The organism is Pseudomonas putida NBRC 14164 (assembly GCF_000412675.1).
GTDB lineage: Bacteria > Pseudomonadota > Gammaproteobacteria > Pseudomonadales > Pseudomonadaceae > Aquipseudomonas > Aquipseudomonas putida.
In genome coordinates this window covers 2,125,761-2,152,634 of the sequence record NC_021505.1, presented here as the reverse complement: position 1 = coordinate 2,152,634, position 26,874 = coordinate 2,125,761, and the positions used below count along the sequence as shown (strand labels likewise).

General features: G+C 62.8%; 27 protein-coding genes and 2 tRNA genes. 13 read left to right on the top strand and 16 right to left on the bottom strand.

From position 1 onward, the window contains the following. Positions 1 to 46: 46 nt before the first annotated feature. The 6 genes from PP4_RS09575 to PP4_RS09550 all read left to right on the top strand — a co-directional run bounded on the left by PP4_RS09575 (position 47) and on the right by PP4_RS09550 (position 7,523). Positions 47 to 1,534, top strand: a complete 1,488-nt coding sequence (locus PP4_RS09575; protein WP_016498984.1) for an aldehyde dehydrogenase family protein — start codon at positions 47 to 49, stop codon at positions 1,532 to 1,534. A 179-nt stretch (positions 1,535 to 1,713) separates the two neighbouring features. Further along, positions 1,714 to 3,024 (top strand): alginate export family protein, encoded by a 1,311-nt coding sequence (locus PP4_RS09570; protein ID WP_016498983.1) that lies wholly within the window; start codon positions 1,714 to 1,716, stop codon positions 3,022 to 3,024. 212 nt (positions 3,025 to 3,236) lie between these two features. Next, a complete protein-coding gene (locus PP4_RS09565) occupies positions 3,237 to 4,454 on the top strand; it encodes a multidrug effflux MFS transporter (RefSeq protein WP_016498982.1) in 1,218 nt (405 codons plus the stop codon). Between the two features lie 125 nt (positions 4,455 to 4,579). Beyond that, positions 4,580 to 5,719, top strand: coding sequence for a tyramine oxidase subunit B (locus PP4_RS09560; RefSeq protein WP_016498981.1), 1,140 nt, complete (start codon positions 4,580 to 4,582; stop codon positions 5,717 to 5,719). A 31-nt stretch (positions 5,720 to 5,750) separates the two neighbouring features. Next, the gene (locus tag PP4_RS09555; protein ID WP_016498980.1) at positions 5,751 to 6,173 is read left to right on the top strand and encodes a RidA family protein; all 423 of its coding nucleotides are present in this window, start codon (positions 5,751 to 5,753) and stop codon (positions 6,171 to 6,173) included. A gap of 54 nt (positions 6,174 to 6,227) precedes the next feature. Further along, positions 6,228 to 7,523, top strand: coding sequence for an NAD(P)/FAD-dependent oxidoreductase (locus tag PP4_RS09550; RefSeq protein WP_016498979.1), 1,296 nt, complete (start codon positions 6,228 to 6,230; stop codon positions 7,521 to 7,523). Between the two features lie 61 nt (positions 7,524 to 7,584). Here PP4_RS09550 and PP4_RS09545 read toward each other — a convergent pair whose 3' ends face one another. Beyond that, entirely contained in the window at positions 7,585 to 9,630 is a 2,046-nt protein-coding gene (locus PP4_RS09545; RefSeq protein WP_016498978.1) for a TonB-dependent receptor family protein, read from the bottom strand. Between the two features lie 200 nt (positions 9,631 to 9,830). On the opposite strand from PP4_RS09545, the gene PP4_RS09540 reads away from it, so the two are divergent. Together PP4_RS09540 and PP4_RS09535 are read left to right on the top strand one after the other, a co-directional pair. After that, positions 9,831 to 10,073 carry a DUF1654 domain-containing protein gene (locus tag PP4_RS09540; protein ID WP_016498977.1) on the top strand — a complete coding sequence of 81 codons (243 nt, stop codon included), beginning with the start codon at positions 9,831 to 9,833 and terminating at the stop codon, positions 10,071 to 10,073. A gap of 6 nt (positions 10,074 to 10,079) precedes the next feature. Then, a complete protein-coding gene (locus PP4_RS09535) occupies positions 10,080 to 10,772 on the top strand; it encodes an endonuclease (RefSeq protein ID WP_016498976.1) in 693 nt (230 codons plus the stop codon). A gap of 3 nt (positions 10,773 to 10,775) precedes the next feature. Here PP4_RS09535 and PP4_RS09530 read toward each other — a convergent pair whose 3' ends face one another. From PP4_RS09530 to PP4_RS09515, 4 genes are all read right to left on the bottom strand, one after another. Next, complete coding sequence (locus PP4_RS09530; protein WP_016498975.1) at positions 10,776 to 11,201, bottom strand: bifunctional (p)ppGpp synthetase/guanosine-3',5'-bis(diphosphate) 3'-pyrophosphohydrolase; 426 nt, start codon at positions 11,199 to 11,201, stop codon at positions 10,776 to 10,778. Between the two features lie 248 nt (positions 11,202 to 11,449). Continuing rightward, entirely contained in the window at positions 11,450 to 12,019 is a 570-nt protein-coding gene (locus PP4_RS09525; RefSeq protein ID WP_016498974.1) for an SPOR domain-containing protein, read from the bottom strand. A 132-nt stretch (positions 12,020 to 12,151) separates the two neighbouring features. After that, positions 12,152 to 12,228: transfer RNA gene (locus PP4_RS09520), tRNA-Val, on the bottom strand. Positions 12,229 to 12,397: 169 nt separating this feature from the next. Then, a tRNA-Val gene (locus PP4_RS09515) sits at positions 12,398 to 12,474 on the bottom strand. Positions 12,475 to 12,677: 203 nt separating this feature from the next. Between PP4_RS09515 and PP4_RS09510 the strand changes: the two genes are divergently transcribed. Further along, positions 12,678 to 13,961 carry an NAD(P)/FAD-dependent oxidoreductase gene (locus PP4_RS09510; RefSeq protein ID WP_016498973.1) on the top strand — a complete coding sequence of 428 codons (1,284 nt, stop codon included), beginning with the start codon at positions 12,678 to 12,680 and terminating at the stop codon, positions 13,959 to 13,961. A gap of 94 nt (positions 13,962 to 14,055) precedes the next feature. Here the strand turns inward: PP4_RS09510 and PP4_RS09505 are convergent, their stop codons facing one another. Beyond that, positions 14,056 to 14,790: a peptidase C39 family protein gene (locus PP4_RS09505; RefSeq protein ID WP_016498972.1), complete on the bottom strand. Its 735-nt coding sequence runs from the start codon at positions 14,788 to 14,790 to the stop codon at positions 14,056 to 14,058. A gap of 165 nt (positions 14,791 to 14,955) precedes the next feature. Here PP4_RS09505 and PP4_RS29345 point away from each other — a divergent pair, with 165 nt between their 5' ends. After that, the gene (locus PP4_RS29345; protein ID WP_016498971.1) at positions 14,956 to 15,132 is read left to right on the top strand and encodes a hypothetical protein; all 177 of its coding nucleotides are present in this window, start codon (positions 14,956 to 14,958) and stop codon (positions 15,130 to 15,132) included. Positions 15,133 to 15,193: 61 nt separating this feature from the next. Here PP4_RS29345 and PP4_RS09500 read toward each other — a convergent pair whose 3' ends face one another. Both PP4_RS09500 and PP4_RS09495 read right to left on the bottom strand, forming a co-directional pair. Continuing rightward, positions 15,194 to 15,946, bottom strand: a complete 753-nt coding sequence (locus tag PP4_RS09500) for a TerC family protein (protein ID WP_016498970.1) — start codon at positions 15,944 to 15,946, stop codon at positions 15,194 to 15,196. A gap of 29 nt (positions 15,947 to 15,975) precedes the next feature. After that, on the bottom strand, positions 15,976 to 16,215 hold the full coding sequence (locus tag PP4_RS09495; protein WP_019473606.1) for a hypothetical protein: 240 nt from the start codon (positions 16,213 to 16,215) through the stop codon (positions 15,976 to 15,978). Positions 16,216 to 16,346: 131 nt separating this feature from the next. Between PP4_RS09495 and nhaR the strand changes: the two genes are divergently transcribed. The 3 genes from nhaR (at position 16,347) to PP4_RS09480 (ending at position 19,317) form a co-directional block, all read left to right on the top strand. Next, a complete protein-coding gene (nhaR, locus tag PP4_RS09490) occupies positions 16,347 to 17,240 on the top strand; it encodes a transcriptional activator NhaR (RefSeq protein WP_016498968.1) in 894 nt (297 codons plus the stop codon). 105 nt (positions 17,241 to 17,345) lie between these two features. Then, on the top strand, positions 17,346 to 18,557 hold the full coding sequence (sstT, locus tag PP4_RS09485) for a serine/threonine transporter SstT (protein WP_016498967.1): 1,212 nt from the start codon (positions 17,346 to 17,348) through the stop codon (positions 18,555 to 18,557). Positions 18,558 to 18,669: 112 nt separating this feature from the next. Next, positions 18,670 to 19,317 carry a YceH family protein gene (locus PP4_RS09480; protein ID WP_016498966.1) on the top strand — a complete coding sequence of 216 codons (648 nt, stop codon included), beginning with the start codon at positions 18,670 to 18,672 and terminating at the stop codon, positions 19,315 to 19,317. A gap of 4 nt (positions 19,318 to 19,321) precedes the next feature. Here PP4_RS09480 and PP4_RS09475 read toward each other — a convergent pair whose 3' ends face one another. From PP4_RS09475 to PP4_RS09440, 8 genes are all read right to left on the bottom strand, one after another. Then, positions 19,322 to 19,510, bottom strand: a complete 189-nt coding sequence (locus PP4_RS09475) for a hypothetical protein (RefSeq protein ID WP_016498965.1) — start codon at positions 19,508 to 19,510, stop codon at positions 19,322 to 19,324. A gap of 155 nt (positions 19,511 to 19,665) precedes the next feature. Further along, entirely contained in the window at positions 19,666 to 21,228 is a 1,563-nt protein-coding gene (gene ahpF, locus PP4_RS09470; protein ID WP_016498964.1) for an alkyl hydroperoxide reductase subunit F, read from the bottom strand. Between the two features lie 125 nt (positions 21,229 to 21,353). Further along, entirely contained in the window at positions 21,354 to 21,917 is a 564-nt protein-coding gene (gene ahpC, locus PP4_RS09465; RefSeq protein WP_004375926.1) for an alkyl hydroperoxide reductase subunit C, read from the bottom strand. Positions 21,918 to 22,190: 273 nt separating this feature from the next. After that, on the bottom strand, positions 22,191 to 23,546 hold the full coding sequence (gene gorA / locus PP4_RS09460) for a glutathione-disulfide reductase (protein ID WP_016498963.1): 1,356 nt from the start codon (positions 23,544 to 23,546) through the stop codon (positions 22,191 to 22,193). 97 nt (positions 23,547 to 23,643) lie between these two features. Beyond that, positions 23,644 to 24,483 (bottom strand): UTP--glucose-1-phosphate uridylyltransferase GalU, encoded by an 840-nt coding sequence (gene galU, locus PP4_RS09455; RefSeq protein WP_016487927.1) that lies wholly within the window; start codon positions 24,481 to 24,483, stop codon positions 23,644 to 23,646. Positions 24,484 to 24,780: 297 nt separating this feature from the next. Continuing rightward, positions 24,781 to 25,695: a c-type cytochrome gene (locus tag PP4_RS09450; protein WP_016498962.1), complete on the bottom strand. Its 915-nt coding sequence runs from the start codon at positions 25,693 to 25,695 to the stop codon at positions 24,781 to 24,783. Continuing rightward, on the bottom strand, positions 25,692 to 26,342 hold the full coding sequence (locus PP4_RS09445; RefSeq protein WP_016498961.1) for a c-type cytochrome: 651 nt from the start codon (positions 26,340 to 26,342) through the stop codon (positions 25,692 to 25,694). The genes PP4_RS09450 and PP4_RS09445 overlap by 4 nt, the downstream gene beginning before the upstream one ends. Positions 26,343 to 26,419: 77 nt before the next feature. Then, positions 26,420 to 26,782, bottom strand: coding sequence for a hypothetical protein (locus tag PP4_RS09440; RefSeq protein ID WP_016498960.1), 363 nt, complete (start codon positions 26,780 to 26,782; stop codon positions 26,420 to 26,422). Positions 26,783 to 26,874: the final 92 nt, after the last annotated feature.

Below are 26,874 nucleotides of genomic sequence, written 5' to 3'. Positions count from 1 at the left end.
CCCGCTTATTAAGCTGCAAACTTTGGCCACCTGCCCCGGAGTCTGCATGAGCGACATCACCCTCCTACCTGCCGTCACGGCCTTCCTGGCCCGCGAGCATGGCGTGTTCATCCACGGCCAGCACCTCGCCAGCCAGTCGTCGTCGAACATTGCCGTGGTCAACCCGGCCAACGGCCAGACCATCGCCCACATCGCCGACGCCAACCAGGCCGAAGTCGACCATGCCGTCAGCTCCTCGCGCCAAGGCTTTACCGCCTGGTCGCACACCAGCCCCGCCGCCCGCGCCGCAGTGCTGTTCAAGCTGGCCGACCTGCTGGAAGCCAACCGCGAAGAACTGGCGCAGCTGGAAACCTTGCAATCCGGCAAGCTCATCGGCATTTCCCGTGCCTTCGAAGTAGAGCAGGCCGCGCACTTCCTGCGCTACTACGCCGGCTGGGCGACCAAGATCACCGGCCAGACCATCACCCCGTCGCTGCCCTCGTTCGCCGGTGAGCGCTACAGCGCCTTCACCCTGCGCGAGCCGATTGGCGTGGTGGTGGGCATCGTGCCGTGGAACTTCGCCACCATGATCGCCATCTGGAAGCTGGCCTCGGCACTGACAACCGGCTGCAGCATTATCCTCAAACCCAGCGAATTCACCCCGCTGACGCTGCTGCGCATTGCCGAACTGGCCACCGAAGCAGGCCTGCCGGCCGGTGCACTGAACGTGCTGACCGGTGGTGGCCTGGTGGGCAAGGCACTGATCGAGCACGCAGGTACCGACAAGGTCTCGTTCACCGGCTCCGTGCCCACTGGCATCGCCGTAGGCCAGGCTGCCATGGGCGCCAAGCTGACCCGTGCGACACTGGAACTGGGCGGCAAGAACGCGGTGGCCTTCCTGCCCGACGTGGCAACCGACAAGGCTGTGGACGGCATCATCGAGGCCGGCTTCCTGCACTCGGGGCAAATCTGCGCCGCGGGCGAGCGCTTCTATGTGCACCGCTCGCGCATCGACCCGCTGCTGGACGCCCTCTCCCAGCGCTTGGGCCAACTGAAAATCGGCTCGCCACTGGACGAGGCCACCCAGTTCGGCCCGGTGGCCAACAAGCCGCACCAGCAGAAGCTGGCCGAACTGTTCGCCATCGCCCGCGCCGAAGGCAGCCAGATCATTCACGGCGGCACCCTGGGCGACGGCCCCGGCTGTTTCGTCGAACCGACGGTAATCCTCGCCCGGTCAGCCAGCGACACCCTGCTCACCCAGGAAACCTTCGGCCCGGTGGCGACCTTCCTGCCTTATGACGACGAAGACGAACTGCTGCACCTGATAAATGCCTCGCCCTACGGCCTCAGTGCCAGCCTGTGGACCAACGACCTGGGCAAGGCCATGCGCATGATCCCGCAAATCCAGGCCGGTACCCTGTGGGTCAACATGCACACCCTGCTCGACCCGGCTGTACCGTTTGGGGGCATCAAGGCTTCCGGCATTGGCCGCGAGTTCGGCTCGGCCTTCATCGATGACTTCACCGAGCTCAAGTCGGTGATGATCCGCTACTGACCGCGCCTGTGGCCAAGGCGTGCAAGCGCCTTGGCAGCCACGAACAAGACCCCGCCCCACCGCACACGCCCTAATAGGCCATCGCCGCCAACCGCGATGGCCCCTCGCCAGAACCGAGGGTGCCCCCGAACAACAAAGGCCCCTGTGAAGGTGGCCGAGAACAAACGAGGGATGTGCAAATGGTCAAACCACAGACGATGTCCAGCCTGGCCCTGGCAACCTTGCTGGCCAGCCAGGCCGCGCCGGCCGTTGAGCTGTACGCCGACGATGACAGCCACCTGAACGCCGACATGCTGGCGGTATGGGGCATGTTCAACAGCCGCAAGAACTACGACGGCACCACAGGGGGTTCGACCTGGCGTGAAGGCTTTATCAAGTATGGCCTCAGCGGTGACCAGGGCCTGGCCGGCAACGGCACGCTGTACGGCAGCCTGAACTGGGTGAGCTCGGCCACCTGGGGCGATGGCGATGCGGCCGGCAACACCGATGGCTCCGAACGCACCACCAAGATCGAAGACGCCTTCCTCGGCTGGCGCTCGGCCGACCTGTTCCCGGTGCTGGGCAAGGATGGGGTGGACGTTTCCGCCGGCCGCCAGACCATTCGCCTGGGCAGTGGTTTTTTGATCAACGACGACGGCCCGAACCTGGGCAACGGCGTCGCCGACGGTGCGCTGGACCGCGGCGGGGCCTACTACCTGGCCGCCCGCCACGCCTTCGACCGCACCGCAATGCTGCGCCTGGGGGGCAGCGATGGCCTGCATGGCAGCCTGCTGTGGCTGAAATCCGACAACCGCGCCCAGGCCGAAACCGAACTGGCCGCCGGCACGCTGGACTACACCCACGCCTTGGGCACCCTCGGGCTGACCTGGATTCACGGCATCGACGTCACCGACCAATGGGCCAGCGACTTTCAGAAAGCCCGCGAAGGCATGGACGTGTATAGCGTGCGCGGCGAAGGCAACGCTGGCATCGACAATGCCAGTTTCGCCTTCGAATACGCCTGGCAGGACAAGACCGACGGCCCCGAGCAAGCCTGGTACCTGCAGGCCGGCTACACCTTCGCCGACCTGCCGTGGGCACCGCAGGTTACCTACCGCTACACACGCTACTCGGCAGGCTGGGACGCGCTGTTCAGCGGCCTGTCCAGCGGTTACGGCACCTGGTTCCAGGGTGAAGTCGCTGCCAACTACGCCGGCCCCTTCAACAGCAACACGGGCATCCACCATGTGGGCGTGAAGGCGACACCGCTGGAAAACCTCACAGTCGGGGCGCTGTACTTCGACTTCGACACCGTACGCACCCGCGAAAGCCTCAACCTCGATGCGCGGGAGCTGGACCTGTATGTGGAATGGGCAGTCAACGAGCACCTGATCATCAGCCCGCTGGTAGGCCTTTACCAGCCGCGCAAGGACGAGAGCAACGGCGGCAACCAGGTGGGCGGGAATGGTACCAATGTGTATAGCCAGCTGACCGTGGCTGTGCCGTTCTGACGCAACCACCGTAACCAACCTCTGCGGTCAATGTGGGAGCGAGCATGCCCGCGAAGAAGGCGACTCGGTGGCACCGGCTTTGCCGGTGTTCGCGGGCATGCCCGCTCCCACAGGAATCAGTGGCCTTGCGCAAGGGTTTGACCTTGGCCGACTCGGCGCATAACATTCGCCAACCTACCGGACGGTAGGCGATAAATCAGCCAGAGAGAACCATGCAAGCAAATCCCTCCCCTCCCATTCCCTTCAGCTTCGCCCTGGGCCTAGGCCTGATCGGCGCCCTCGGCCCTTCCGCCGTCGACATGTACCTGTCGAGCCTGCCGGAAATCGCCAGCCACTATCAGGCTAGCTTCACCCGCGTACAGCTGACACTGACCTTCTTCCTGCTGGCCATGGGCGCCGGCCAGCTGATCTTCGGCCCCATCGTCGACGCCTATGGCCGGCGCAAGCCGCTGCTGGCCGGACTGCTGCTGTTCATCCTGTGCTCGCTGGGCGCAGCCGCAGCCCCCAGCCTCGGCACCCTGATCATGCTGCGCTTTTTCCAGGGACTGGGCAGTGCGCTGACCCTGGTGGTGATCATGAGCATGGTGCGTGATGTGAGCCAGGGCGTGGCCGCGACCAGACTGTTCGCCCTGCTGATGACCATCGAAGGCGTCGCACCGATCCTGGCACCTGCCCTGGGCGGCGTGATCGACGCACATTTCGGCTGGCGTGCAGTAATGCTGGTACTCGCCGGCATGGGCGTGACGGTGCTGGTCAACAGCCTGCTGAACCTGCCTGAAACCCTACCGCCCAGCAAACGCGAACCCCTGCGCCTGGGCCACGCCTGCAGCACCTACCTGGCCATCCTCGGCGACCGCCGCTTCCTGCGCCCGACCCTGGCGGTGGCTGCGGTATTCTTCTTCCTGTTCGCCTACATCGGCGGTGCCACCCTGGTGTACCAGGCCCACTACGGCCTGAGCGCCCAGGCCTTCGGCCTGCTGTTTGGCGCCACCGGGGTGTCGATCCTGCTCGGCGCCATGACGGCCAGCCACCTGATCAGCCGGCTGGGCCTCAATACCCTGACTCGGGTGGGCGTGCTGTGCATGGCCGGCGGTGCCTGCATCAGCCTGCTCGGTGCACTGACCGGCCTGGGGCTGCCAGGTGTGGCCGGCGGCATGGTGATAGCCCTGTTCGGCCTGGGGATAGCCGAGTCGACGCTGATGTCGCTGGTGATGGCCTCGCAAGAAAAGGCACTGGGTTCCACCGCAGCGCTGCTGGGCGCCATCCAGCTGTCGGCGTCTGCCGGCGCCGCCCCGCTGGCCGCAGTGGTACTCAACCACGGCCCGACCGCATGGGCCGCGCTGCTGGCCCTGTGCACCCTGGCGGTGTGCCTGCTGACCGCCCTCAGCCTGCGCGACACCCCGGCCAGCTTCTCGCTCGCGGGCCATTGAAGCCCTGGCACTGACGGTCAACTCGGCTGGCAGGCAGACACAAGACGACCTACCAGTCGTTAGCGAAACTGGTTGCCTCGAAACCAACAACAAATCCGACGGCAGCCAGCCCTGCGAGACCCGCCATGACCCTCGATACCAGAATTGACTTCATCTACCTGTCCGAGCAGGACATGATCCGTGCCGGCGTCACCGACATGCCGGCCTGTGTCGACACCATGGAAGAAATGTTCGGCCTGCTGTATCAGGGTGACTACCGCATGGCAGGCCCGAACAGCGATTCGCACGGCGCGATGATTACCTTCCCCGAGCACTCGCCATTCCCCAACATGCCCAAGCCCACCGCCGACCGGCGCATGATGGCGATGCCGGCGTACCTCGGCGGCAACTTCCAGACCGCAGGCGCCAAGTGGTACGGCTCGAACATCGCCAACCGTGAGAAAGGCCTGCCCCGCTCGATCCTGATGTTCACCCTCAACGATGCCGACACCGGCGCGCCACTGGCGCACATGTCGGCCAACCTGCTGTCGGCCTACCGCACCGGCGCCATCCCGGGCGTCGGCGCCCGCCACCTGGCGCGCAAGGACGCTAAGGTGATCGGCCTGGCCGGCCCGGGGGTGATGGGGAAGACCACGGTCGCTGCGTTCATGGCCGTCTGCCCGCTGATCGACACCCTCAAGGTCAAGGGCCGTGGCCAGAAGAACCTGGATGCCTTCGTCGCCTGGGTGAAAACCAGCTTCCCGCAAATCACTCATGTCCAGGTGGTTGAAACCCTGGAAGAAGTGGTACGCGGTTCCGACCTGGTCAGCTACTGCAGCTCGGGCGAAGTCGGCGACCCCAGCCAGTACCCGCTGGTGCGCCGCGAGTGGGTCAAGCCTGGCGCGTTCCTGGCCATGCCAGCCCCGTGCAGTATCGACGCCGGCATGGAGCGGGACGACGTGCGCAAGGTGGTGGACAACACCGGCCTCTACGAGGCCTGGTTCGAAGAGCTGCCCAAGCCTGCGCACAACCACGTGCCGCTGGTAGGTGTGCGCTTCATGGACATGATTGCCGAAGGCACGCTGGCCGCCGAGCAGGTGGAAGACATCGGCAAGATCATCAGCGGCGACGCACCGGGCCGCCTGCATGACGACGAAATCATCCTGATGTCGGTGGGCGGCATGCCCGTCGAAGACGTGGCTTGGGGCACCGTGGTGTACCGCAAGGCGCTCGAGCAAGGCATCGGCGTAAAACTCAACCTCTGGGAAACCCCCGTTCTCAGCTGATCCCCCGCAATCAGATAACAAGGCAAAGCCCATGACACAGATCATCAAACTGAAAACCGGCTCCAAGTTCGAAGACATGGCCAGCTACTCCCGCCTGGTGGCGGTGGACAACTGGATTCACGTCTCCAACACCGCCGGACGCAACCCGCAGACCCAGGTCATTCCAGAGGACGTCATCGAACAGACCCACCAGGTGTTCGCCAACATCGAAACCGCGCTGGCCGCAGTCGATGCCAGCCTGGCCGATGTCATCAACTCACGCGTGTTCATTCAGGACCCTGCCGATGTACCACGGGTCATGGACGTGATCGGCGAGAAGTTCCGCGGCATCGACCCGGCCACCACGGTCACCTGCCCGCCGCTGGGCTCCACCGTTTACAAGGTCGAGCTGGAGGTCACCGCCTACCGCGGTGCAGGGCAAGCGCAAGTGACCCTGATCCGCCTTGGCCAGTGAGGCCGCCGGCTGGCGCTGAACACTCCCCCTGCACGCACAACAAAGAGTAAAGCCATGTCTCCCACGATCGCCCCTGTGCAAACCAGCACCCGCCACCCCGACGCCACTACCGTGGTGATCATCGGTGGCGGCATTATCGGCCTCACCGCCGCACTGAGCCTCGCCGAACGCAACATACCGGTGGTGGTGCTGGAAAAGGGGCGCATCGCTGGCGAGCAGTCGTCGCGCAACCTGGGCTGGGTGCGCAAGACCAACCGCCACGCCCATGACATTCCCCTGGCACTGGCGGCTGATCGGCTGTGGGCCGAGATGCCCGCACGGGTTGGCAGCGACGTTGGCTATCGCCAAGCCGGCATCATGTTCATCGGCCGTAACGACACGCAGATGGGCATGCATGAAGGCTGGCTGAAAAGCGTCGAGGCGCTGGGCCTGGATTCGCGCCTGCTGAGCACGCGGGAAATCGACCGGATGGTGCCGGGTGGTCGGGCGGATTGGGCAGGTGGCATCTTCACCCCCTCCGACGCCCGCGCCGAACCGACCCTGGCCGCCAGCGCCATCGCCCGGGCGGCGATCGCCAAAGGTGCAGTGGTAGTGGAGAACTGCGCGGTGCGCACGCTGGTCATCGCAGCCGGCCGTGTCAGCGGGGTGCTCACCGAGCAAGGTGAAATCCGCTGCGACCAGGTGTTGCTGGCCGGTGGCCTGTGGTCGCGCAAGTTCCTCGGCAACCTGGGCATCAACCTGCCGACCTTGCCGCTGACCTGTTCCGTGCTGCGCACAGAGCCCATGGACGGGCCAACCGACATCGCCGTTGGCGCACCAGATTTTTCCTTCCGCAAGCACAAGGACGGCGGCTACATCATCACCCAGCGCGGCGCGCTGGACGCCTTCCTCACCCTCGATCACCTGCTGCTGGGCAAGCGTTACCTGCCCCAGCTGCGTGCCCAGCGGGATTTTTTGCGGATCAGCTTTGGCAAGTACTTCTTCAAGGACCTGGCCTTGGCCCGGCGCTGGAAGGCCACGGATGTAACCCCCTTCGAGCGTGTACGGGTACAAGACCCGCACGCCAACCCGGCACTCAACGACGAGGCCATGCGCAACCTGAAAGCGGCCTGGCCGGTGTTCGAACAGGCCCGTATCGCCAGCGCCTGGGCCGGCACGATTGACGTCACCCCCGACTCCAACCCGGTCATCGGCCCGGTGGCCAGCATTCCGGGCCTGACCCTGGCCACCGGCTTTTCCGGGCATGGCTTCGGCACCTCGCCTGCTGCTGGCCAGCTGGCGGCAGACCTGGTGGCCCAGGCCACCCCGCTGATCGACCCGTCCCCGTACTGCTTCGAGCGTTTTGCCTGACACAAGTGGGGGTGGGCAAGCCCGTGCAATACACCGCGCTGCCTGGTGAGGATGTTGCCGGCTACCTGAACTGGTACTCCAACCCCGCCCCCGCATACCACGACCGCCCAGGCGCTGCCTCGTAATAACGCCCGTTGCCGTCACCGACAATCACCGACCCCACATACTGCCGGTCAAACAGGTTGTCCAGCCGCAGCAGCTGGTGGAACGTCCAGGGCCCCACATGTTGCTCGAACCGGGTCCGCCAGTTGAATACCGCATACGCAGGTGCGGCCTTGGCGGTGTTGCTGTCGTCCACATACACCTTGCTGCGGTACTGCCCTTCAACCCCCATGCTGATGGACGACACCGGCTTCCAGACCAGCTCGCCAAACAGGTTGTTCAGCGGCACACCGGGCAGGCGGTTGCCACTTTCGATGGTCTGGCTGATGTCATCGGCATAGCGGGCATCGGTGCGGGTATACACCAGGGTGGTCTGCCACTGCTCGCTCAAGTCACTTTGCAGGCTCGCCTCAAAGCCGCGTCGTACAGTACGCCCTGCATTGCGATAGCTGGTTCGACCATCCGTAGCGCTGGCAACGACGATTTCGTCATCGGTATGAATCTCATACACCGCCGCATTCAGGCGCGTGCGCTCGCCAAGCCGGTACTTCACACCCATTTCGTACTGCATGCTGGTGGCAGGCTTGAGGCCGAAGTTGAAGCTTTCGGCCAAGCCCGGCGCATAGGCCATCTCGGCCTGGGTGGGGGTTTCGAAACCTTTGCCGACGCTCACGTAACCGCGCAGGTCCGGCGTGAACGCGTACATCACCGACAGTGACGGCGTGGCCTGCTGGTACTTCTTCGAGCCGCTGGAGTCACCGTTGGCCAGGTAATGGTCGTCGACACGCATTTCCATGGTGCTGTAGCGCAGCCCCAGCTCGCTGGTCCAGTTGCCGATTTCCCAATGGGCCTGGAGGTACGGGTCCAGGCTGGTAGCGGTGTCTTTCTCGTCACGGCGCAACTCACCTTTCACGCCCAACCGGTCACCGCTGAAATTCTGGTAGCCGCGGCGGTCGTCCTTGCTCTGGTCGTAATCGGCGCCGATGGTGAAGGTGAGATTGCCGGGCACATCCGCGACCGGCTGTATCCAGCGCAGGGTGCCGCCGTGGAATTGACGATCAAAGTCCACAACCCCGCCGCCACGCTGGCTGTTAGAGGCCACCGTTCTGGGGATGGACAAATACTGCACCACGCTGCGCCGCCCCGCATACAGGTTGAACTGCAGCGTGGCATCGCCAAAGTAGCGCTCGTAGTTCATGCCTAGCTGCTGGTCGTCGATGCTTTTGCGGGTGTTGTAGGTTTCGGCCACTGCCGCTGTGGAGCGTGGGTCATGCTTGTAGGCATCCCAGGTCTGCCCCAGCGGGTCCTGCGTGTTGTTCTGCTCCAGGCTGCTGTAGATCAGCGCCATGCGCGAGTCTTCATCGGGCTTGAAATTGACCTTGGCGAAGGTCTGGTCACGGCGCGCGGCACTGTGGTCGCGATAGCCATCGGTATCCAGGCGCGAGGCATCCAGCACGAAACCTGCGGTGTCGTTGCCGCCCTCTGCCGACAGGTGGTTCTTGTTGAAGCCGTCGCTGCCAAAGGTGGTTTCGGCACCCACGCGTGCAGGCCCCTGCCCGTCGCGGGTAAACATCTGGATCACGCCACCGGCGTTGCTGCCGTACAGCGTCGCTGCCGGGCCGCGCAGCACTTCGATCCGGTCGGCCACGTCCAGGTTCAGCGTGGCGGCCTGCCCTTGCCCGTCGGGCGTACTGGCCGGTATGCCGTCACTCAGCAGCTTTATGCCGCGCACGCCAAAGGCCGAGCGAGCACCGTAACCCCGCGAGGAAATCTGCAGGTCTTGCGCGTAGTTCTGCCGGTTCTGCACCACCAGCCCAGGTACTTTGCTGAGCACTTCCGACAGGTTGACGCCAAGCTGGTCATCCGTGCCGTGGGACAGGTCAACGGTATCCACCGAAAACGGCAGGTCGAATGTGCTGGTGGGCGCATAGACGCCGGTCACCACCAGCGGGTCCATAATGACTATATCGGGTGAATTGGCCTTGGCACCGCCATTGGCGCTCATGCCACCTGCAAACAGCAGGACCAGGCTTGGAGATGAAGGAAAACGAGAAAGAAATCGATACATGCGCAGCTTCCAGAAATTGCCGGTATTACACCAGACCAGCAGCGGCAGCGCGAACGCAGGATTTTTCCTGGCAAGCAGTTGCGAATTTACTTACGCTGAAATACTGTATACGCATACAGCAAAACAAGGAATTTCCTGTGTCCAGCACCGCCTCCGCTACCCCGAGCAGCTATGAACAGTTGGGTGTACGCATCCAGAAGATCATCAACAGCCCCACCGCCCAGCGCAGCCGTGCGGCGCTGATCTTTCGCCTGGAGCAGGAAAGCCCGGATGACTGGGAAACCTTGCTCGAGGAAATCGCCGAGAACGACAACGTCACCCTCGCCCACCGTGACGACGGCGGCGTGCAGGTTTTCTGGACCGTACCGAAGGAAGACTGACCGCGCATGAGAGTTTCGCTTTTCGCGGCAGCCTGCCTGTTACTGACCACTCCACTTGTACAAGCCGACGCCCCGCGCACCTTCCAGGAGGCCAAGAAGGTCGCCTGGAAGCTCTATGCGCCGCAATCGACCGAATTCTATTGCGGCTGCAAATACAAGGGTAACAAGGTCGACCTGGCGTCCTGCGGCTATGCCCCGCGCAAGAATGCCCAGCGCGCATCGCGCATCGAGTGGGAACACATCGTACCGGCCTGGCAGATCGGCCATCAGCGCCAGTGTTGGCAAAGCGGCGGGCGCAAGCAGTGCTCGCAGCATGACGAGGTGTACAAGCGCGCCGAAGCCGACCTGCACAACCTGGTGCCGAGCATCGGCGAGGTCAACGGCGACCGTAGCAACTTCAGTTTCGGCTGGCTGCCAGAACAGCGCGGCCAGTATGGCAGTTGCCTGACCCAGGTCGACTTCAAGGCCAAGAAGGTGATGCCACGCCCGTCGATCCGCGGCATGATCGCCCGCACCTACTTCTATATGAGCAAGCAGTACAACCTGCGCCTGTCCAGGCAGGACCGCCAGTTGTACGAGGCCTGGAACAAGACCTACCCGCCGCAGGCATGGGAGCGGCAACGCAACCAGCAGGTAGCCTGTGTGATGGGACGAGGTAACGAGTTTGTGGGCCCGGTCAACCTCAAGGCGTGCGGTTGAGCATTAGGCCAGTGCTTGCAAATAGGCGCTGGCTTCCCGGTAACGGGCCAGCCGCGCCAGGTCCGCGGGGCCAGGGCAGGGAATGCGGGAAAGGTCACTGTTGTCGGCCAGGTCGGCCAGCTTGACGGTGCGCGCCAGCGGATCATCGCCCAGGCGTGCCACGAAGTCCTGGTAGGGCTCGCCCTCACGGCGGCTGAGCGCCAGCAAGGCTGCAAGGATTTTCAGCGCAAACCCCTCGCGCGCCAGGTCGGACAACGTCAGCGGGGTGTCCTCGATCACATCGTGAAGCACTGCGACAATCCGTTGCTCGGGCGTGGACACCCGCATCATCACGCGTAGCGGGTGGAGAATGTACGCCACCCCACCCTTGTCGTATTGCCCTTCATGCGCTCTGGCGGCCACGGCAATGGCCCGCTCCAGTGTAGACATGAGGCCCCTCCCCGTTCGGCATCTTCCACCCAAGCATAGCCAAACTTGTGTGAACAATGTCTAACTCACGCCTGACAAAGCTACACACACCCGGTTGGCGCGGCCTTATGAAGGCAAATGTTGTGGGAGCGGGCATGCCCGCGAACACCGGCAACGCCGGTGCCATACACCGCGCCGGGTTCTTCGCGGGCATGCCCGCTCCCACAGGTGCCGCGAAGGCTCCGGGCTCCCACCCCACTGCTGCAGTTCTAGCGGGCTGCGCCGTGCTGGATCACCACCGAATCGGTGCCGAGCTTGGCCATCACTTCGTCCTTGCGCGCTTGCGCTTCTTCACGGGTAGGGAACGGCCCCAGCAGCACCACCGGCTTGCCGTTGCGGTATTCCACCGAAGACGGGATGCCCTTTTCGATCAGCCGCGCGGTCATGTCGCTCAGCGCGCCCATGTTGGCGCCCTGGATCACTTCAACATCCCAGCCTTCTGGTGCCGGCTGCCCAGCCAGTGCATCGGCACGGCGCTGCAGGTCGGCGCCACCGCACACTTCGCGGATGCGCAGGTTGTTGCCGTTGTCGTCAACGATGATGTCGTACTGGCCGTCGCGCTTGATGGCCACGTAGCTGCGGTAGGCTTCGTACTGCCCGGCGTCGTCCTTGCCGCGGACCTGGCCGCAGATGGTGCCCTGGGTGTCGATCCGCACGTTGCCGAACTTGGCGGTCTTGGGGTTGTGCAGGTGTTCGGCCACCTGCTTGTGCACGCCTTCGACCTCGTTCTCACAGCCCGCCAGGGCGAGCACTGCCATTACCACAGCCAGTTTGCGCACGCGTGTACCTCCAGTTTCGAAGGCGCGGATTCTAGCACGCCGGGGTATGCCCCGAACCGCGACCAAACGTTACACGCTAATTCACGCGCACATGAAAAAAGGGCGATCATTTCTGATCGCCCTTTCTCGATTTGGTAGGCACAATTGGACTCGAACCAACGACCCCCACCATGTCAAGGTGGTGCTCTAACCAACTGAGCTATGTGCCTGTCGTGTGGTGCGCATATTAGTGATGCAATGCGTACCTGTAAAGCTTTTTTTTGAGAAAAATCAAAAACTTTCGACTATGAGCGCTGTCTGCCCATACCGCGGTTTCGACGCCCGCGAAATGGACAATGAAAAAAGGGATGACCCTTTCGGATCACCCCTTCTTCGATTTGGTAGGCACAATTGGACTCGAACCAACGACCCCCACCATGTCAAGGTGGTGCTCTAACCAACTGAGCTATGTGCCTGTCGTGTGGTGCGCATTCTACGCATTAGAAAAACCATGTCAACACTTTTTTTCGAGCTAACCTACTGAATCTTAAACTCTTTATATAGAGAGGCGCCGGCAGGTCCGCCGTAAAGGATTTTCACCAGACGACTAGCGGGTGTTTATTATTATTGATAGCATCGGTACATTCGTTAAAAATATAAAACACGAGGTTCCTGCAGCATGGCTAACACCCCCTACCCCCAGTCCTACTACGCCGCCTCGGCCAACCCGGTGCCGCCACGTCCGGCGCTGCAGGGTGAGGTGGAAACCGATGTGTGCATCATCGGCGCCGGCTACACCGGCCTTTCCAGCGCCCTGTTCCTGCTGGAGAACGGCTTCAAGGTGAGCATCGTCGAAGCGGCCAAGGTCGGCTTCGGCGCATCGGGCCGCAACGGCGGCCAGATCGTCAACAGCTACAGCCGCGACATCGACGTCATCGAACGCACCGTCGGTCCCAAGCAAGCGCAACTGCTGGGCCACATGGCCTTCGAAGGCGGGCGCATCATTCGTGAGCGCGTGGCCAAGTACAACATCCAGTGCGACCTGAAAGACGGTGGCGTGTTCGCCGCCATCACCAGCAAGCAGATGGGTCACCTGGAGTCGCAAAAGCGCCTGTGGGAACGCTTCGGTCACAACCAGCTCGAGCTGATGGACCAGAAGCGCATCCGTGAAGTGGTCGCGTGCGACAGCTATATCGGCGGCATGCTGGACATGAGCGGCGGCCACATCCACCCACTGAACCTGGCCCTGGGTGAAGCTGCTGCGGTCGAGTCGCTGGGCGGCATCATCTATGAGCAAACCCCGGCAATCCGCATCGAGCGCGGTGCCAACCCGGTCGTGCACACCCCACAAGGCAAGGTGCGCGCCAAGTTCATCATCGTCGCCGGCAACGCCTACCTTGGCAACCTGGTGCCGGAACTGGCCGCCAAGTCCATGCCATGCGGCACCCAGGTGATCACCACCGAACCGCTGGGCGAAGAGCTGGCGCGCACCCTGCTGCCGCAGGACTACTGCGTCGAGGACTGCAACTACCTGCTCGACTACTACCGCCTGACCAGCGACAAGCGCCTGATCTTCGGCGGTGGCGTGGTGTACGGCGCGCGTGACCCGGCCAACATCGAGGCGATCATTCGTCCGAAGATGATCAAGGCCTTCCCGCAGCTGAAGAACGTGAAGATCGACTACGCCTGGACCGGCAACTTCCTGCTGACGCTGTCGCGCCTGCCCCAGGTTGGCCGTATCGGCGACAACATCTACTACTCGCAGGGATGCTCGGGCCACGGCGTGACCTACACCCACCTGGCGGGCAAAGTGCTGGCCGAGGCCCTGCGCGGCCAGGCTGAGCGTTTCGACGCCTTCGCCGGCCTGCCGCACTACCCGTTCCCGGGTGGCCAGATGCTGCGTGTGCCGTTCAGCGCCATTGGCGCCTGGTACTACAGCCTGCGCGATCGCCTGGGCTTCTGATGTAAGCAGGCCTGGCGCTATCGCCGGCAAGCCAGCTCCCACAGTTACCGCACAGGCGTCGAACCCAGTGCACTACCTGTGGGAGCTGGCACCGCTATTTGTTCAGGCTGCTGATAGCCTGCTTCGCCGCAATTTCCTGCCCCGCCCGCGCCAGATCATCCGCAGCCTGTAACCACCGCTGGCGATCCACCTGGGCCGGCAACTGCCGCGGTGGCTGCACCAGCACCGCCCAACTCCCCTGCTTCGCCCACGCCGATGCAAAGTCATCGAACGCCATCACCTGCCGCCGGTGCATGCCCGAGCGCAGCAGTACACGCTGCTTGTAGCGGTCATAGCCGATCAGCACCGCATAACGTGGCTCACCCCACCAGGCCGAGCCCTCCTCGTAACGCAGCAACACCGGGTTGCCCGCCGCCACCTGGGCCAGCAGTGCGTCCAGTTGTTTGTCCAACGGGTACACGACCATGCCATAGTCCCGCGCCACGCGAGGGATGCCAGTGTCCAGCGCTTCGGCGCCTTGTGGCAGGTTCAACGGTTTGTCCAGCAAGCCCGGGGTGATGGGTGCGCCCTGTTGCGACAGCACCGCTGCCAGCGCCATGGCACCGCTGTGGTTGGCGTTGCCACGGTAGAACGGCACGCTGCTGATCTCGACCCGCTGCGGCAGGCCTTTGAGGTTGGCAGGCGGTGCGCTGGCACAGCCGGCCAAGGTGGCCGCCATCAGACAGGCGACCAACAGCCGCCGGGGGGCAGCTTTGATGGAATGTTGCTGCATGGACACTCGCTTGTTCCAACGCCAGGCAGGCAGCGCCCGGCTCTGGCCACCGATCATAGGTCCGACAGCGGCGCGGGTATAGTCCGACAGCGGCTTGGAGCGAATCGGACTCAGAGATAGACCTTTGTTCGATGGAACGTCACAGGCGAAGGGCTAGACTAAAGCAGTGTCTGGAAGGCAGCGCTGGCCAATCGAGCGCTTGCCGTAGAGATGGAGGCACAGATGAGCCTGACCATGGCAATTTTCATGCTGGTAGGCATGTGGCTAAGCGTTGCAGCCGCCATGCTGTGGGGCGTACTGCGCATCGTGCGGCGCCATTCCCACCACCACCTGCCACCGCAGGCCCCTGCCAAGCCGCAACCTGTGCGCCGGGCACGGCGGCCAGCCGGGGTGCATTAAGACTTCATAAAACGCGAACGGGGCGCAATGCGCCCCGCCTTTTGCATCAACCTTCTTTACATCAACCTTCAGCCGCCTCACGCTTCAATCGCGCCCGGCGAGCAAAAATGTTGAGCATCTCGATCACGGTCGAGAACGCCATGGCCGCATACACATACCCCTTCGGTACATGAGCGCCAAAACCTTCGGCGATCAGCGTCATGCCGATCATGATCAGGAAGCCCAAGGCCAGCATGACCACCGTCGGGTTGTCATTGATGAAGTTGGCCAGCGGGTCGGCGGCCACCATCATGACGATGACTGCCGTGATCACGGCAATGATCATGATCGGCAAGTGCTCGGTCATGCCCACAGCGGTGATGATGCTGTCGACCGAGAAGACGATGTCCAGCAGCAGGATCTGGAAGATTGCGGCAGCGAAGCCCAGGGTAATGGTCGAACCGACTTTGGCTTCTTCTTTCGCACCGTGCGGGTCAACGCTTTCGTGGATTTCCTTGGTCGCCTTCCACAGCAGGAACAGGCCACCGGCAATCAGGATCACATCCTTCCAGGAGAAGGCGTTTCCGAACACTTCGAACACCGGGTCGGTCAGCTGTACGATCCAGGCCACCGTGCTGAGCAAGGCCAGGCGCATGACCAACGCCATGCTGATACCGATACGTCGTGCCTTGGAACGGTACTCCACGGGCAGTTTGTTGGTCAGGATGGAGATGAAGATCAGGTTGTCGATGCCCAGTACAACTTCCATGGCGACCAGCGTAGCCAGGGCAACCCAGGCGGTGGGGCTAGCGGCGAGTTCCAGCAAGTATTCCATTGTTCAAATCCTGCAGCGGCGGTTTAGGGTCAGATTTCCTGGGTGTCTTTTTTCTTGTCGGCATCTTCAGGCTTTTGCCCTTCGCCGCCGATGGCCTCGTTCAACGCCTGCTGAGCGGCCTTGTTGGTGTCGTCAATCGCCTGCTTGGCCGACTGTGCGGCCTGGTCGAGCATCTGCTGGGCGGATTTCTCAGCCTGGTCGCAGCCTGCCAGGGTGAACAGGGCCAACGCCAGCACCAATGGGGTACCGATGGATTTGAGTTGCAGCATGGTGTCCTCGCTTGAAATGTCCCGTCGGCGCATGGCGCCTGATGCGGTGCATTCTAAAGACGCTGATAGTTCAGGAAAATTCGTATTTTCATGGCGTATACTTCGGTTTTTACGAATCGGGACGACCGACGGTGCTCAACTATCGCCAGCTGCATTACTTCTGGGCCGTGGCCAAGACGGGCAGCATTACCCGCGCCAGCGAACAACTGAACCTTACACCGCAGACCATCAGCGGGCAGATCAGCCTGTTCGAGCAAACCTACGGCCTTGAATTGTTTCAGCGCGCCGGCCGGCAGCTGGAGCTGACCGAGACCGGCCGCCAGGCGCTGGTATATGCAGAGCAGATGTTCCAGATTGGCGGCGAGCTCGAAGCCATGCTGCGCGCAGGCCCGCAGGAGCAGATCCTGTTCCGCGTGGGGGTGGCCGACGTGGTGCCCAAATCCATCGTCTACCGCCTGCTGGCACCTACCATGGAGCTGGATGAAGTGCTGCGCATCAACTGCCGCGAAGACAAACTTGAGCGGTTGCTGGCCGACCTGGCCATCCAGCGCCTGGACTTGGTGATTTCCGACAGCCCGATGCCCGGCAACCTGGACATAAAGGGCTATAGCCAGAAGCTGGGTGAGTGCGGGCTGAGCTTCTTCGCCACGCCGGCGCTGGCACAGCGCCTGGAGGGCCCCTTCCCGGCTTGCCTGCAGGACGCCCCGTTGCTGGTTCCCGGCCAGGAGACCGTGGTGCGCAGCCGCCTGTTACGTTGGCTGAGTGAGCAACAGGTGCAGCCACGTATCGTGGGCGAATTTGATGACAGTGCCCTGATGCAGGCGTTCGGCCAGTCGGGCAGCGGCATTTTCGTTGCCCCCAGCGTGATCGCCGAAGAAGTATGCCGCCAGTATGGCGTGACGCTGATCGGCCAGACCGAGGCCGTGCACGAGTCGTTCTATGCCATTTCGGTGGAACGCAAGGTCAAGCACCCGGGGATCGTGGCGATTACCGAGGGGGCGCGTCGGGAGTTGTTTCATTGGTGATTGCGGCGGCCTGTTCGCAGGTTTACCCGCGAACAGGCCGCAACAGCCCCACAAGTACTCTATGGTAAAGTCGCGCCCTTTCCAGATTTCGAGATACCGCTGCACATGACCCCCCTTCTCCGCCTCCTCAACCGCACCAGCCTGGTGACGCAGATCGTCATCGGCCTGCTCGCCGGCATCGCCCTTGCCCTGCTCGCGCCGGCCATCGCCCGCGACATGGCCTTTCTGGGCAAGGTGTTCGTCAGCGCCCTGAAAGCCGTGGCGCCCGTACTGGTGTTCGTCCTGGTCATGGCGTCCATCGCCAACCACCGCCACGGCCAGGAAACCCACATCCGCCCGATCCTCTGGCTGTACCTGCTGGGCACCTTCGCCGCAGCGGTGGTGGCTGTAGTTGCCAGCATGCTGTTCCCGTCCAATCTGGTGCTGAGCACTGGCGAGGCAACGTTGAGCGCGCCAGGCGGCATCACCGAGGTGATGCAGAACCTGCTGCTGAGCGCGGTCGACAACCCGGTCAACGCCCTGCTCAACGCCAACTTCATCGGCGTGCTGACCTGGGCCATCGGCTTGGGCGTGGCCCTGCGCAATGCGGGCGAAACCACGCGTACCGTGGTCGATGACTTGTCCAATGGCGTGACCCTGATCGTGCGCGTGGTCATCCGCTTCGCCCCGCTGGGCATTTTTGGCTTGGTCAGCTCCACGCTTGCCCAGTCTGGCCTCGACGCGCTGCTCGGCTACCTGCACCTGCTGGCTGTGCTGATCGGCTGCATGCTGTTCGTGGCGCTGGTGATGAACCCGCTGATCGTGTTCTGGAAAATCCGCCGCAACCCCTACCCACTGACCCTGCTGTGCCTGCGCGAAAGCGGCATTACCGCGTTCTTCACCCGCAGCTCGGCGGCCAACATCCCGGTCAACCTGGCACTGTCGGAGCGCCTTGGCCTGCATGAAGACACCTATTCGGTGTCGATCCCGCTGGGCGCAACCATCAACATGGCCGGCGCGGCCATCACCATCACCGTGCTGACCCTGGCTGCGGTGCATACCCTGGGTATCCCGGTGGACCTGCCAACGGCGGTGCTGCTCAGCGTGGTGGCGGCGGTGTGCGCCTGCGGTGCTTCAGGCGTGGCCGGGGGCTCGCTGCTGCTGATTCCACTGGCGTGCAGCCTGTTCGGCGTCCCCAGCGAAATTGCCATGCAGGTGGTGGCGGTGGGCTTCATTATTGGTGTGTTGCAGGACTCGGCCGAGACGGCGCTGAATTCGTCGACCGATGTGCTGTTCACAGCGGCGGCTTGCCAAGCCGAAGAGCGGCGTAGCGCTTGAAGGCCAAGGGGCCGCTGTGCGGCCCCTTGCAGGCAAGCAATGATGCCAGTGATTGCTTAAGCCAGGCGCATTACCTAGGCTAGTGGCCTTTCCCCAGTAATGAGACAGGGCCATGTCAGAACACGAAACCGCAGGTGAAGGCCGCTTCAACAGCGTTGAGATCCGCATTCTCGGTTCGCTGATCGAAAAGCAGGCCACCAGCCCGGAAAGCTACCCGCTCACCCTCAATGCCCTGCTCCTGGCCTGCAACCAGAAGACCAGCCGCGAGCCGGTGATGAACCTGACCCAAGGCCAGGTCGGCCAGGCCTTGCGCGCCCTTGAAGGGCAAGACATGACCCGCCTGCAGATGGGCAGCCGTGCCGACCGCTGGGAACAAAGGGTGGACAAGGCGCTGGAGCTGGTGCCAGCGCAGCTGATACTGATGGGCCTGATGTTCCTGCGTGGCCCGCAAACCCTCAACGAACTGCTTACCCGCAGCAACCGCCTGCACGACTTCGACGACACCGAGCAGATCCAGCACCAACTGGAGCGACTGATCTCGCGCGGTCTGGCATTGCACCTGCCACGCCAGGCCGGCCAGCGCGAAGACCGCTACACCCACGCCCTGGGCGACCCGGCTGAAATCGAAGTAATCCTCGCTGCACGCCAGCAGGAAGGTGGCGCGCGCAGCAGTGGCGGCAGTGTCTCGGAAGACCGCATCGAAGCCCTTGAAGCCCGCATCGCGGCGCTGGAGGCGCGCCTGGCCGAGCTGGAAGGCTGAGCCTTTACGGCTCGCGGTCGGGGAAGTTTCGGCAGCTCTTGCGTTCGGCCAGCTCCCGGTCACTGGGGCGCTGGTCGACGAACACGGTGCGGCCGTCGGCGTAGATTTCCAGGTAGCCCCAGTGCAGGTCCTGCTCTTGCTGACCGGGCTTTGGGGGGACTAACCACCAGGGTTCGCGGCTGATCAGGGTCATGGGTGTGATTCCTGAGGGGATCTGCACTAATCATAGACACCCTCAGCCTTCAAAGGCCCTATCGCCGGCAAGCCAGCTCCCACAGGTACACCAGAGTTTCGAATTCTGTGATCACCTGTGGGTGCTGGCTTGCCGGCGACAGGGTCAGCGCAGGCTTATGCCGGAGCCGAAGTACGGATCAGGTGATCGAAGGCTGCCAGCGAAGCCTTGGCCCCTTCACCCACAGCAATCACGATCTGCTTGTACGGCACGGTAGTCACGTCACCGGCGGCAAACACGCCCGGGATGCTGGTCTGGCCCTTGGCATCGACGATGATCTCGCCACGCGGCGACAGCTCGACGGTGCCCTTCAGCCAATCAGTGTTCGGCAGCAGGCCGATCTGTACGAAGATGCCTTCCAGCGCCACGTCGTGCGTTTCATCCGTAGTGCGATCCTTGTAGCGCAGGCCGGTCACTTTCTCACCATTGCCCAGCACTTCGGTGGTCAGCGCGCTGGTGATCACTTTCACGTTCGGCAGGCTGTGCAGCTTGCGTTGCAACACTGCATCGGCACGCAGCTGGCTGTCGAATTCGATCAGCGTCACCTGGGCGACGATGCCGGCCAGGTCGATGGCCGCTTCCACGCCCGAGTTGCCGCCGCCGATCACCGCCACGCGCTTGCCTTTGAACAGCGGGCCGTCACAGTGCGGGCAGTAAGCCACGCCACGGCCGCGGTATTCCTGCTCGCCCGGCACGTTCATTTCGCGCCAGCGGGCGCCGGTGGCCAGGATCACGGTCTTGGCCTTGAGCGAGGCACCGCCGGCCAGGCGTACTTCATGCAGGCCGCCATCGGTGGCCGGAATCAGCGCTTCGCCGCGCTGCAGGTTCATGATGTCCACGTCGTATTGCTTGACGTGTTCTTCCAGTGCCGTGGCCAGTTTCGGCCCTTCGGTTTCCTGCACCGAGATGAAGTTTTCGATGGCCAGGGTATCGAGCACCTGGCCGCCGAAGCGCTCGGCAGCAACACCGGTGCGGATGCCTTTACGTGCGGCGTAGATGGCCGCTGCCGCGCCGGCCGGGCCACCACCGACCACCAGTACATCGAAAGCGTCCTTGGCGTTGATCTTCTCGGCCTGGCGAGCACCGGCACTGGTGTCGATCTTGCCGAGGATTTCTTCCAGGCCCATGCGGCCCTGGCCGAACACTTCGCCGTTCAGGTAGACGCTTGGCACCGCCATGATCTTGCGCGATTCCACTTCGTCCTGGAACAGCGCACCGTCGATGGCCACATGGCGCACATTAGGGTTGAGCACTGCCATCAGGTTCAGCGCCTGGACCACGTCCGGGCAGTTCTGGCACGACAGCGAGAAGTAGGTTTCGAAGGTGAACTCGCCTTCCAGCGCCTGGATCTGCTCGATCACTTCGGCACTGGCCTTGGACGGGTGGCCGCCGACTTGCAGCAGCGCCAGCACCAGCGAAGTGAATTCGTGGCCCATGGGTATGCCGGCGAAGCGCAGGCTGATATCGCTACCCGGGCGGTTCAGCGAGAACGACGGGCGACGGGCATCGGTACCGTCCGCGCTGAAGGTAATGAGGTTCGACAAACCGGCAATTTCCACCAGCAGGTCGTGCAATTCGCGGGACTTCGCGCCGTCGTCGAGGGAGGCTACGATCTCGATCGGCTGGGTGACCCGCTCCAGGTAGGTTTTCAGTTGCGATTTAAGCGTGGCGTCCAACATACGGGCGATTCCTTTTTTCAAAACTCGGATACAAAAACGCCCAGGCGATGTCGCCCGGGCGTTTGACGGGGCGGTAGGTATTTCAGCTTTGGCGGCTGCTTACCGCCCGCGTTATGGGCATGACCTTAGATCTTGCCTACCAGGTCCAGCGATGGCGCCAGAGTGGCTTCGCCTTCTTTCCACTTGGCCGGGCACACTTCGCCTGGGTGGGCGGCAACGTACTGGGCAGCCTTCACTTTACGCAGCAGTTCGGCAGCATCGCGGCCTACACCACCGTCGTTCAGTTCGACGATCTTGATCTGGCCTTCCGGGTTGATCACGAAGGTACCGCGATCGGCCAGGCCGGCTTCTTCGATCAGCACGTCGAAGTTGCGCGAAATGACGTGGGTCGGGTCACCGATCAGTGGGTACTGGATCTTGCCGATGGTGTCCGAGGTGTCGTGCCAGGCTTTGTGGGTGAAGTGGGTGTCGGTGGACACGCCGTAGATTTCCACACCCAGTTTCTGGAACTCGGCGTAGTTGTCGGCAAGGTCGCCCAGCTCGGTCGGGCAGACGAAGGTGAAGTCAGCCGGGTAGAAGAACACGACAGACCACTTGCCTTTCAGGTCGGCTTCGCTGACCTGGACGAACTCGCCCTTGTGGTAGGCGGTGGCGTTGAACGGTTTGACTTGGCTGTTGATGATTGGCATGAGAGACGCTCCTTCATGGGGTTGGAATCAGTTGATGGATAGAATCCTAACTAATCATCCCGCTGAAGGCTCATTGGCAAAGCTCATGCTTGTGATTGGTTTTGGCTATAACCCGGGTTAATTAATAGAAGGGAATGGGCTGAGCAAAGGATTGCGAACGCAGTAGCTGCACGAGGAGCGCTTTTTGTGTGAGCGGCCTTGCGTCGCGAAAGGGCCGCATAGCGGCCCCAGCTATCTGTACACCCGCGCTGAATCCTGGGACAGAAAAGAGCGTCAGCGGGTGACTGTACGCATGGTCACGAACTCTTCGGCCGCCGTCGGGTGCACGCCGATGGTCTCGTCGAATTGCTGCTTGGTCGCACCGGCTTTCAAGGCAATGCCCAGGCCCTGGATGATCTCGCCAGCGTCAGGGCCAACCATGTGGCAACCCAGCACCTTGTCAGTCTCGGCATCCACCACCAATTTCATCAGGGTCTTTTCCTGAATGTCGGTCAGGGTCAGCTTCATGGCGCGGAAGCGGCTTTCGAACACCTGCACCTTGTGCCCGGCCTCCAGCGCCTGCTCCTCGGTGAGGCCAACAGTACCGATAGGCGGCTGGCTGAACACCGCCGTCGGGATGTTCTGGTAGTCCACCGGGCGGTACTGCTCCGGCTTGAACAGGCGCCGCGCCACGGCCATGCCTTCGGCCAGGGCCACCGGGGTAAGCTGCACACGGCCGATCACATCGCCAATGGCCAGGATCGAAGGCGCAGTCGTCTGGTACTGCTCGTCGACACGAATGTAACCACGCGCATCCAGCTCGACGCCGGTGTTTTCCAGGCCCAGGTTGTCCAGCATCGGGCGCCGCCCTGTGGCGTAGAACACACAGTCTGCAACCAGCTCGCGGCCATCCTTGAGGGTGGCCTTGAGGCTGCCATCTTCAAGCTTGTCGATACGCTGGATATCGGCATTGAACTGCAGGTCGAGGCCGCGCTTTTCCAGCTCTTCCTTCAGGTGTGTGCGCACCGAGCCATCGAAGCCGCGCAGGAACAGGTCGCCACGGTACAGCAGCGTGGTGTCGGCCCCCAGGCCCTGGAAGATGCCAGCGAACTCGACGGCGATATAACCTCCACCCACTACCAGCACCCGGCGAGGCAGGTCCTTGAGGTAGAAGGCTTCGTTGGAGGTGATCGCCAGTTCCTTGCCCGGGATGTCCGGGATCTGCGGCCAGCCACCGGTCGCGATGAGGATGTGCTCCGCGGTGTAGCGCTGGCCTTCCACCTCCACTTCATTGGCGCCGGTCAGGCGTGCGTGGCCTTGCAGCAGGGTGACGCCACTGTTGACCAGCAGGTTGCGGTAGATGCCGTTGAGGCGCTCGATCTCGCGGTTCTTGTTGGCAATCAGGGTGCCCCAGTCGAAGTGCCCTTCTTCCAGGGTCCAGCCGAAACCTGCGGCTTGTTCCAGTTCGTCCGCGACATGCGCGCCGTACACCAGCAGCTTTTTCGGCACACAGCCGACGTTGACGCAGGTCCCCCCCAGGTAGCGGCTTTCGGCCACCGCCACTTTCGCGCCAAAGCCCGCGGCAAAGCGCGCTGCGCGCACACCGCCGGACCCGGCACCAATCACGAACAGATCAAAATCGTAGGCCATGTATTCACTCTCCTCGGCAGGCGCCCAGCATAACGCCGTTGGCCGCCGCAAACAAAAAAGCCACCCCGAAGGGTGGCTCTCGTACCAGCTGGGCCAATCAGTAAGCCTTGCCAGCCTTGTAGAAGTTCTCGAAGCAGAAGTTGGTCGCCTCGATGTAGCCTTCGGCACCACCGCAGTCGAAACGCTTGCCCTTGAACTTGTAGGCAATCACGTTACCTTCGGCCGCTTGCTTCATCAGCGCGTCGGTGATCTGGATCTCGCCACCCTTGCCCGGCTCGGTCTGCTCGATCTTCTCGAAGATATCCGGGGTCAGGATGTAGCGGCCGATGATGGCCAGGTTCGACGGCGCATCTTCAGGCTTGGGCTTCTCGACCATCGAGTCCACACGGAAGATACCGTCACGGATCTCTTCGCCGGCGATGACGCCATATTTGTTGGTTTCCTGCGGGTCGACTTCCTGGATCGCGACGATCGAGCAGCGGTATTGCTTGAACAGCTTGACCATCTGCGCCAGCACACCGTCACCGTCAAGGTTGACGCACAGGTCGTCCGCCAGCACCACTGCAAACGGCTCGTCGCCAATCAGCGGGCGGCCGGTGAGAATCGCGTGGCCCAGGCCTTTCATTTCGGTCTGGCGGGTGTAGGAGAACGAGCACTCGTCGAGCAGGCGACGGATACCCACCAGGTATTTTTCCTTGTCGGTGCCCTTGATCTGGTTTTCCAGCTCGTAGCTGATGTCGAAGTGGTCTTCCAGGGCGCGCTTGCCGCGACCGGTCACGATGGAGATTTCGTTCAGACCGGCGTCCAATGCTTCTTCAACGCCATACTGGATCAGTGGCTTGTTGACCACCGGCAGCATTTCCTTGGGCATGGCTTTGGTAGCGGGCAGGAAGCGAGTGCCGTAGCCGGCCGCCGGGAACAAGCATTTTTTGATCATATACGTCCTTAACAAAGGCTAGGCCTGTGGAATTCGGCGCAGTCTAATCAGGCGGCACTTACCTTACAATGCCCCTGATAGCGACCGATGCCATCATAGAGATAACCCAGTGTAGATAGTTCCGGGGGATCGTAAATATTACCGTCATACATGACGGGCGGATGACAGCAAAATCAGGGTGGCTGTACCGGCCCTTTCGCGGGTAAACCCGCTCCCACAGGTACCGCATCAGGCTTGAGCTCTGCACAGAGCTGTGGGAGCGGGTTCACCCGCGAAGAGGCCGGCACAGGCGCTGCATCAGCTACCGGTGCCCTGCCCGATCAGCACCCCATCTACCTTCTGACCATACAGGTTCACGCCGTCATTGGCATGGAACTTCACCCGCGTCTTCTCGATGGAGCCCTCCACCAGTCGCGGGTCCTGCGGCCGTTCATGGCGGTTGACCCATGCGGCAACGTCCCAGGCCTGCTGATCACTGAGGCTGCCCGGCTTGCCCAGCGGCATGTTGTACTTGATGAACGACGCCGCCGTGTTGATGCGGTGCATGCCAGCGCCCCAGTTGTAGGAGTCCTTGCCCCACAGCGGCGGCATCACGTAATCACCGGCCACCTTCTGCCCTTGGCCGTTGTCGCCATGGCAAATCGCGCATTGCTCGTCGTACACCTGCTGGCCCCGCTTGAAGTCATAGCCGCCCTCGGGCTGCGGCACCTCCGGGTAACCACGCCCGGCAATCTCGACGCCAGTGGGCGCCTTGGTCGACAGCCAGTACGCATAGGTCGCCAGTGCCGTCATCTGCGGGCTATCGGCGGCAGGTGGCTTGCCGTTCATGCTGAACTGGAAGCACCCCTGGATGCGCTCTGCGTAGGTATTCACCTTGTCGTTCTTCTTGCGGTACGCGGGGTACATCGGGTACGCGCCCCACATCGGCGCGGAATGCGCCAGGCGCCCCTGGTCGAGGTGGCAGTTACTGCAATTCATGCCGTTGCCTACGGCCTCGGGCATCAGCCGGCGGGTATCGACGAACAGGGCATGGCCCTCACGCACCATCTTGCCAAAGGCATTGTCGGGCAACTCGCTTTCGGCGGGCGGCACAAACTGCGGCGCGGCCTGCACGCCGGGTACCTTCAGCTGCGACTGGTCTTCCATGGCGATCGGGGCGGCCTGGACGCTGCTCATGGCCACCAGTAAAAAGGCTGGAATCAAGGGTTTCATGGCGTGACCTCCTGGCTGGCGGAGCGGGCGAAGAACTCGGCGACAGCCTTGATCTCGTCATCGGTCATGGCCTTGGCCACGCCGACCATCAGCTGGTTGGGGTCATTGCTGCGGCTGCCCTCGCGCCAGGCATTGAGCTGCGCCACCAGGTAACTGGCAGGCTGGCCGGCCAAAGGCGGGAAGTGTTCGCCAACCCCGCCGCCGCCAGGGCCATGGCATTGCACGCAGCCCGGTATCTGCCGGTTCCAGTCGCCGTACAGGGCCATGCGGGTGGTCGGGTCATCGGCAATCTGCTGGCGCCACAGGTTGCCGGCGGGGTCTGCCGGCAAGCTGGCCAGGTAGGCACTCACCGCCTTGATTTCATCTTCGCTCAAGGCCTTGGCGAGCGGTTCCATCACCGGCTGCTTGCGGCTGCCATTGCGCCAGTCATGCAGTTGCTTGCTGAGGTAACCAGCCGGTAGCCCGGCCAAGCGCGGAAAGCCGGCGGCGGCAATGCCCTTGCCGTCGGGGCCATGGCACCCGAGGCAAGCCATGGCAGCGGGGTTTGCCCCACCCTGGGTGAAGACTTTCTGGCCATCGGCGGCATGCGCCATGGGCCAGGCCAGGATCAGCAGGCTGCCGATCACGACGCGTCTCAACGGTGTCATCACGAATCTCCCTTTCTTTTGTTATATGTTTAGGCTTAAAACATATAAGCAAAGACAGGAAGGTCCGTTGCCTCAGATCAATGCCCGGAGATGCATTGGGTGGCCGCGGTGCGGACATCGCCCAGGCGCAGGGGGAAGTTGTTCAGCCGCTCACGCAGCTTGATGCTGCTGCCGCTGCCTCGCTTGTCGATGTCCACCAGTGCCGCCGGCCCTACCCCCGAGCTGATCTTCTGCGGCACGATCAGGCGCAGGCCGTCACCACGCGGCTCTTCCACCAGCGGATCGCGCGTGTCGGCCAGCTTCTGCTTGATGCAGTCGGCATATTCACGCGGGGTCTTGCCAGAAATCACATCCAGCGTTTCGTGCGATTGCTCCAGCTCCGAAACGCTGACACAACCGCCCAGCGCCGCCACAGACACCACCGCCACCATCCACTTCATTTAGAGCACCTCAGCCTTCAAGAATCCTGTTCGACCGCAGCCAGGCGGTTTTGCTCCCTGCATTGGCAGATTTATCGGGGCCTGGCCATCGA

What these genes read in the sequence shown, in the direction of transcription:
- PP4_RS09575 (WP_016498984.1), top strand. Translation starts at nt 47, where the DNA reads ATGAGCGACATCACCCTCCTACCTGCCGTCACGGCCTTCCTGGCCCGC.
- PP4_RS09570 (WP_016498983.1), top strand. Translation starts at nt 1,714, where the DNA reads ATGGTCAAACCACAGACGATGTCCAGCCTGGCCCTGGCAACCTTGCTG.
- PP4_RS09565 (WP_016498982.1), top strand. Translation starts at nt 3,237, where the DNA reads ATGCAAGCAAATCCCTCCCCTCCCATTCCCTTCAGCTTCGCCCTGGGC.
- PP4_RS09560 (WP_016498981.1), top strand. Translation starts at nt 4,580, where the DNA reads ATGACCCTCGATACCAGAATTGACTTCATCTACCTGTCCGAGCAGGAC.
- PP4_RS09555 (WP_016498980.1), top strand. Translation starts at nt 5,751, where the DNA reads ATGACACAGATCATCAAACTGAAAACCGGCTCCAAGTTCGAAGACATG.
- PP4_RS09550 (WP_016498979.1), top strand. Translation starts at nt 6,228, where the DNA reads ATGTCTCCCACGATCGCCCCTGTGCAAACCAGCACCCGCCACCCCGAC.
- PP4_RS09545 (WP_016498978.1), bottom strand. Translation starts at nt 9,630, where the DNA reads ATGAGCGCCAATGGCGGTGCCAAGGCCAATTCACCCGATATAGTCATT.
- PP4_RS09535 (WP_016498976.1), top strand. Translation starts at nt 10,080, where the DNA reads ATGAGAGTTTCGCTTTTCGCGGCAGCCTGCCTGTTACTGACCACTCCA.
- PP4_RS09530 (WP_016498975.1), bottom strand. Translation starts at nt 11,201, where the DNA reads ATGTCTACACTGGAGCGGGCCATTGCCGTGGCCGCCAGAGCGCATGAA.
- PP4_RS09510 (WP_016498973.1), top strand. Translation starts at nt 12,678, where the DNA reads ATGGCTAACACCCCCTACCCCCAGTCCTACTACGCCGCCTCGGCCAAC.
- PP4_RS09505 (WP_016498972.1), bottom strand. Translation starts at nt 14,790, where the DNA reads ATGATCGGTGGCCAGAGCCGGGCGCTGCCTGCCTGGCGTTGGAACAAG.
- PP4_RS29345 (WP_016498971.1), top strand. Translation starts at nt 14,956, where the DNA reads ATGAGCCTGACCATGGCAATTTTCATGCTGGTAGGCATGTGGCTAAGC.
- PP4_RS09500 (WP_016498970.1), bottom strand. Translation starts at nt 15,946, where the DNA reads ATGGAATACTTGCTGGAACTCGCCGCTAGCCCCACCGCCTGGGTTGCC.
- PP4_RS09495 (WP_019473606.1), bottom strand. Translation starts at nt 16,215, where the DNA reads ATGCTGCAACTCAAATCCATCGGTACCCCATTGGTGCTGGCGTTGGCC.
- sstT (WP_016498967.1), top strand. Translation starts at nt 17,346, where the DNA reads ATGACCCCCCTTCTCCGCCTCCTCAACCGCACCAGCCTGGTGACGCAG.
- PP4_RS09480 (WP_016498966.1), top strand. Translation starts at nt 18,670, where the DNA reads ATGTCAGAACACGAAACCGCAGGTGAAGGCCGCTTCAACAGCGTTGAG.
- PP4_RS09475 (WP_016498965.1), bottom strand. Translation starts at nt 19,510, where the DNA reads ATGACCCTGATCAGCCGCGAACCCTGGTGGTTAGTCCCCCCAAAGCCC.
- ahpF (WP_016498964.1), bottom strand. Translation starts at nt 21,228, where the DNA reads ATGTTGGACGCCACGCTTAAATCGCAACTGAAAACCTACCTGGAGCGG.
- ahpC (WP_004375926.1), bottom strand. Translation starts at nt 21,917, where the DNA reads ATGCCAATCATCAACAGCCAAGTCAAACCGTTCAACGCCACCGCCTAC.
- gorA (WP_016498963.1), bottom strand. Translation starts at nt 23,546, where the DNA reads ATGGCCTACGATTTTGATCTGTTCGTGATTGGTGCCGGGTCCGGCGGT.
- galU (WP_016487927.1), bottom strand. Translation starts at nt 24,483, where the DNA reads ATGATCAAAAAATGCTTGTTCCCGGCGGCCGGCTACGGCACTCGCTTC.
- PP4_RS09450 (WP_016498962.1), bottom strand. Translation starts at nt 25,695, where the DNA reads ATGAAACCCTTGATTCCAGCCTTTTTACTGGTGGCCATGAGCAGCGTC.
- PP4_RS09445 (WP_016498961.1), bottom strand. Translation starts at nt 26,342, where the DNA reads ATGACACCGTTGAGACGCGTCGTGATCGGCAGCCTGCTGATCCTGGCC.
- PP4_RS09440 (WP_016498960.1), bottom strand. Translation starts at nt 26,782, where the DNA reads ATGAAGTGGATGGTGGCGGTGGTGTCTGTGGCGGCGCTGGGCGGTTGT.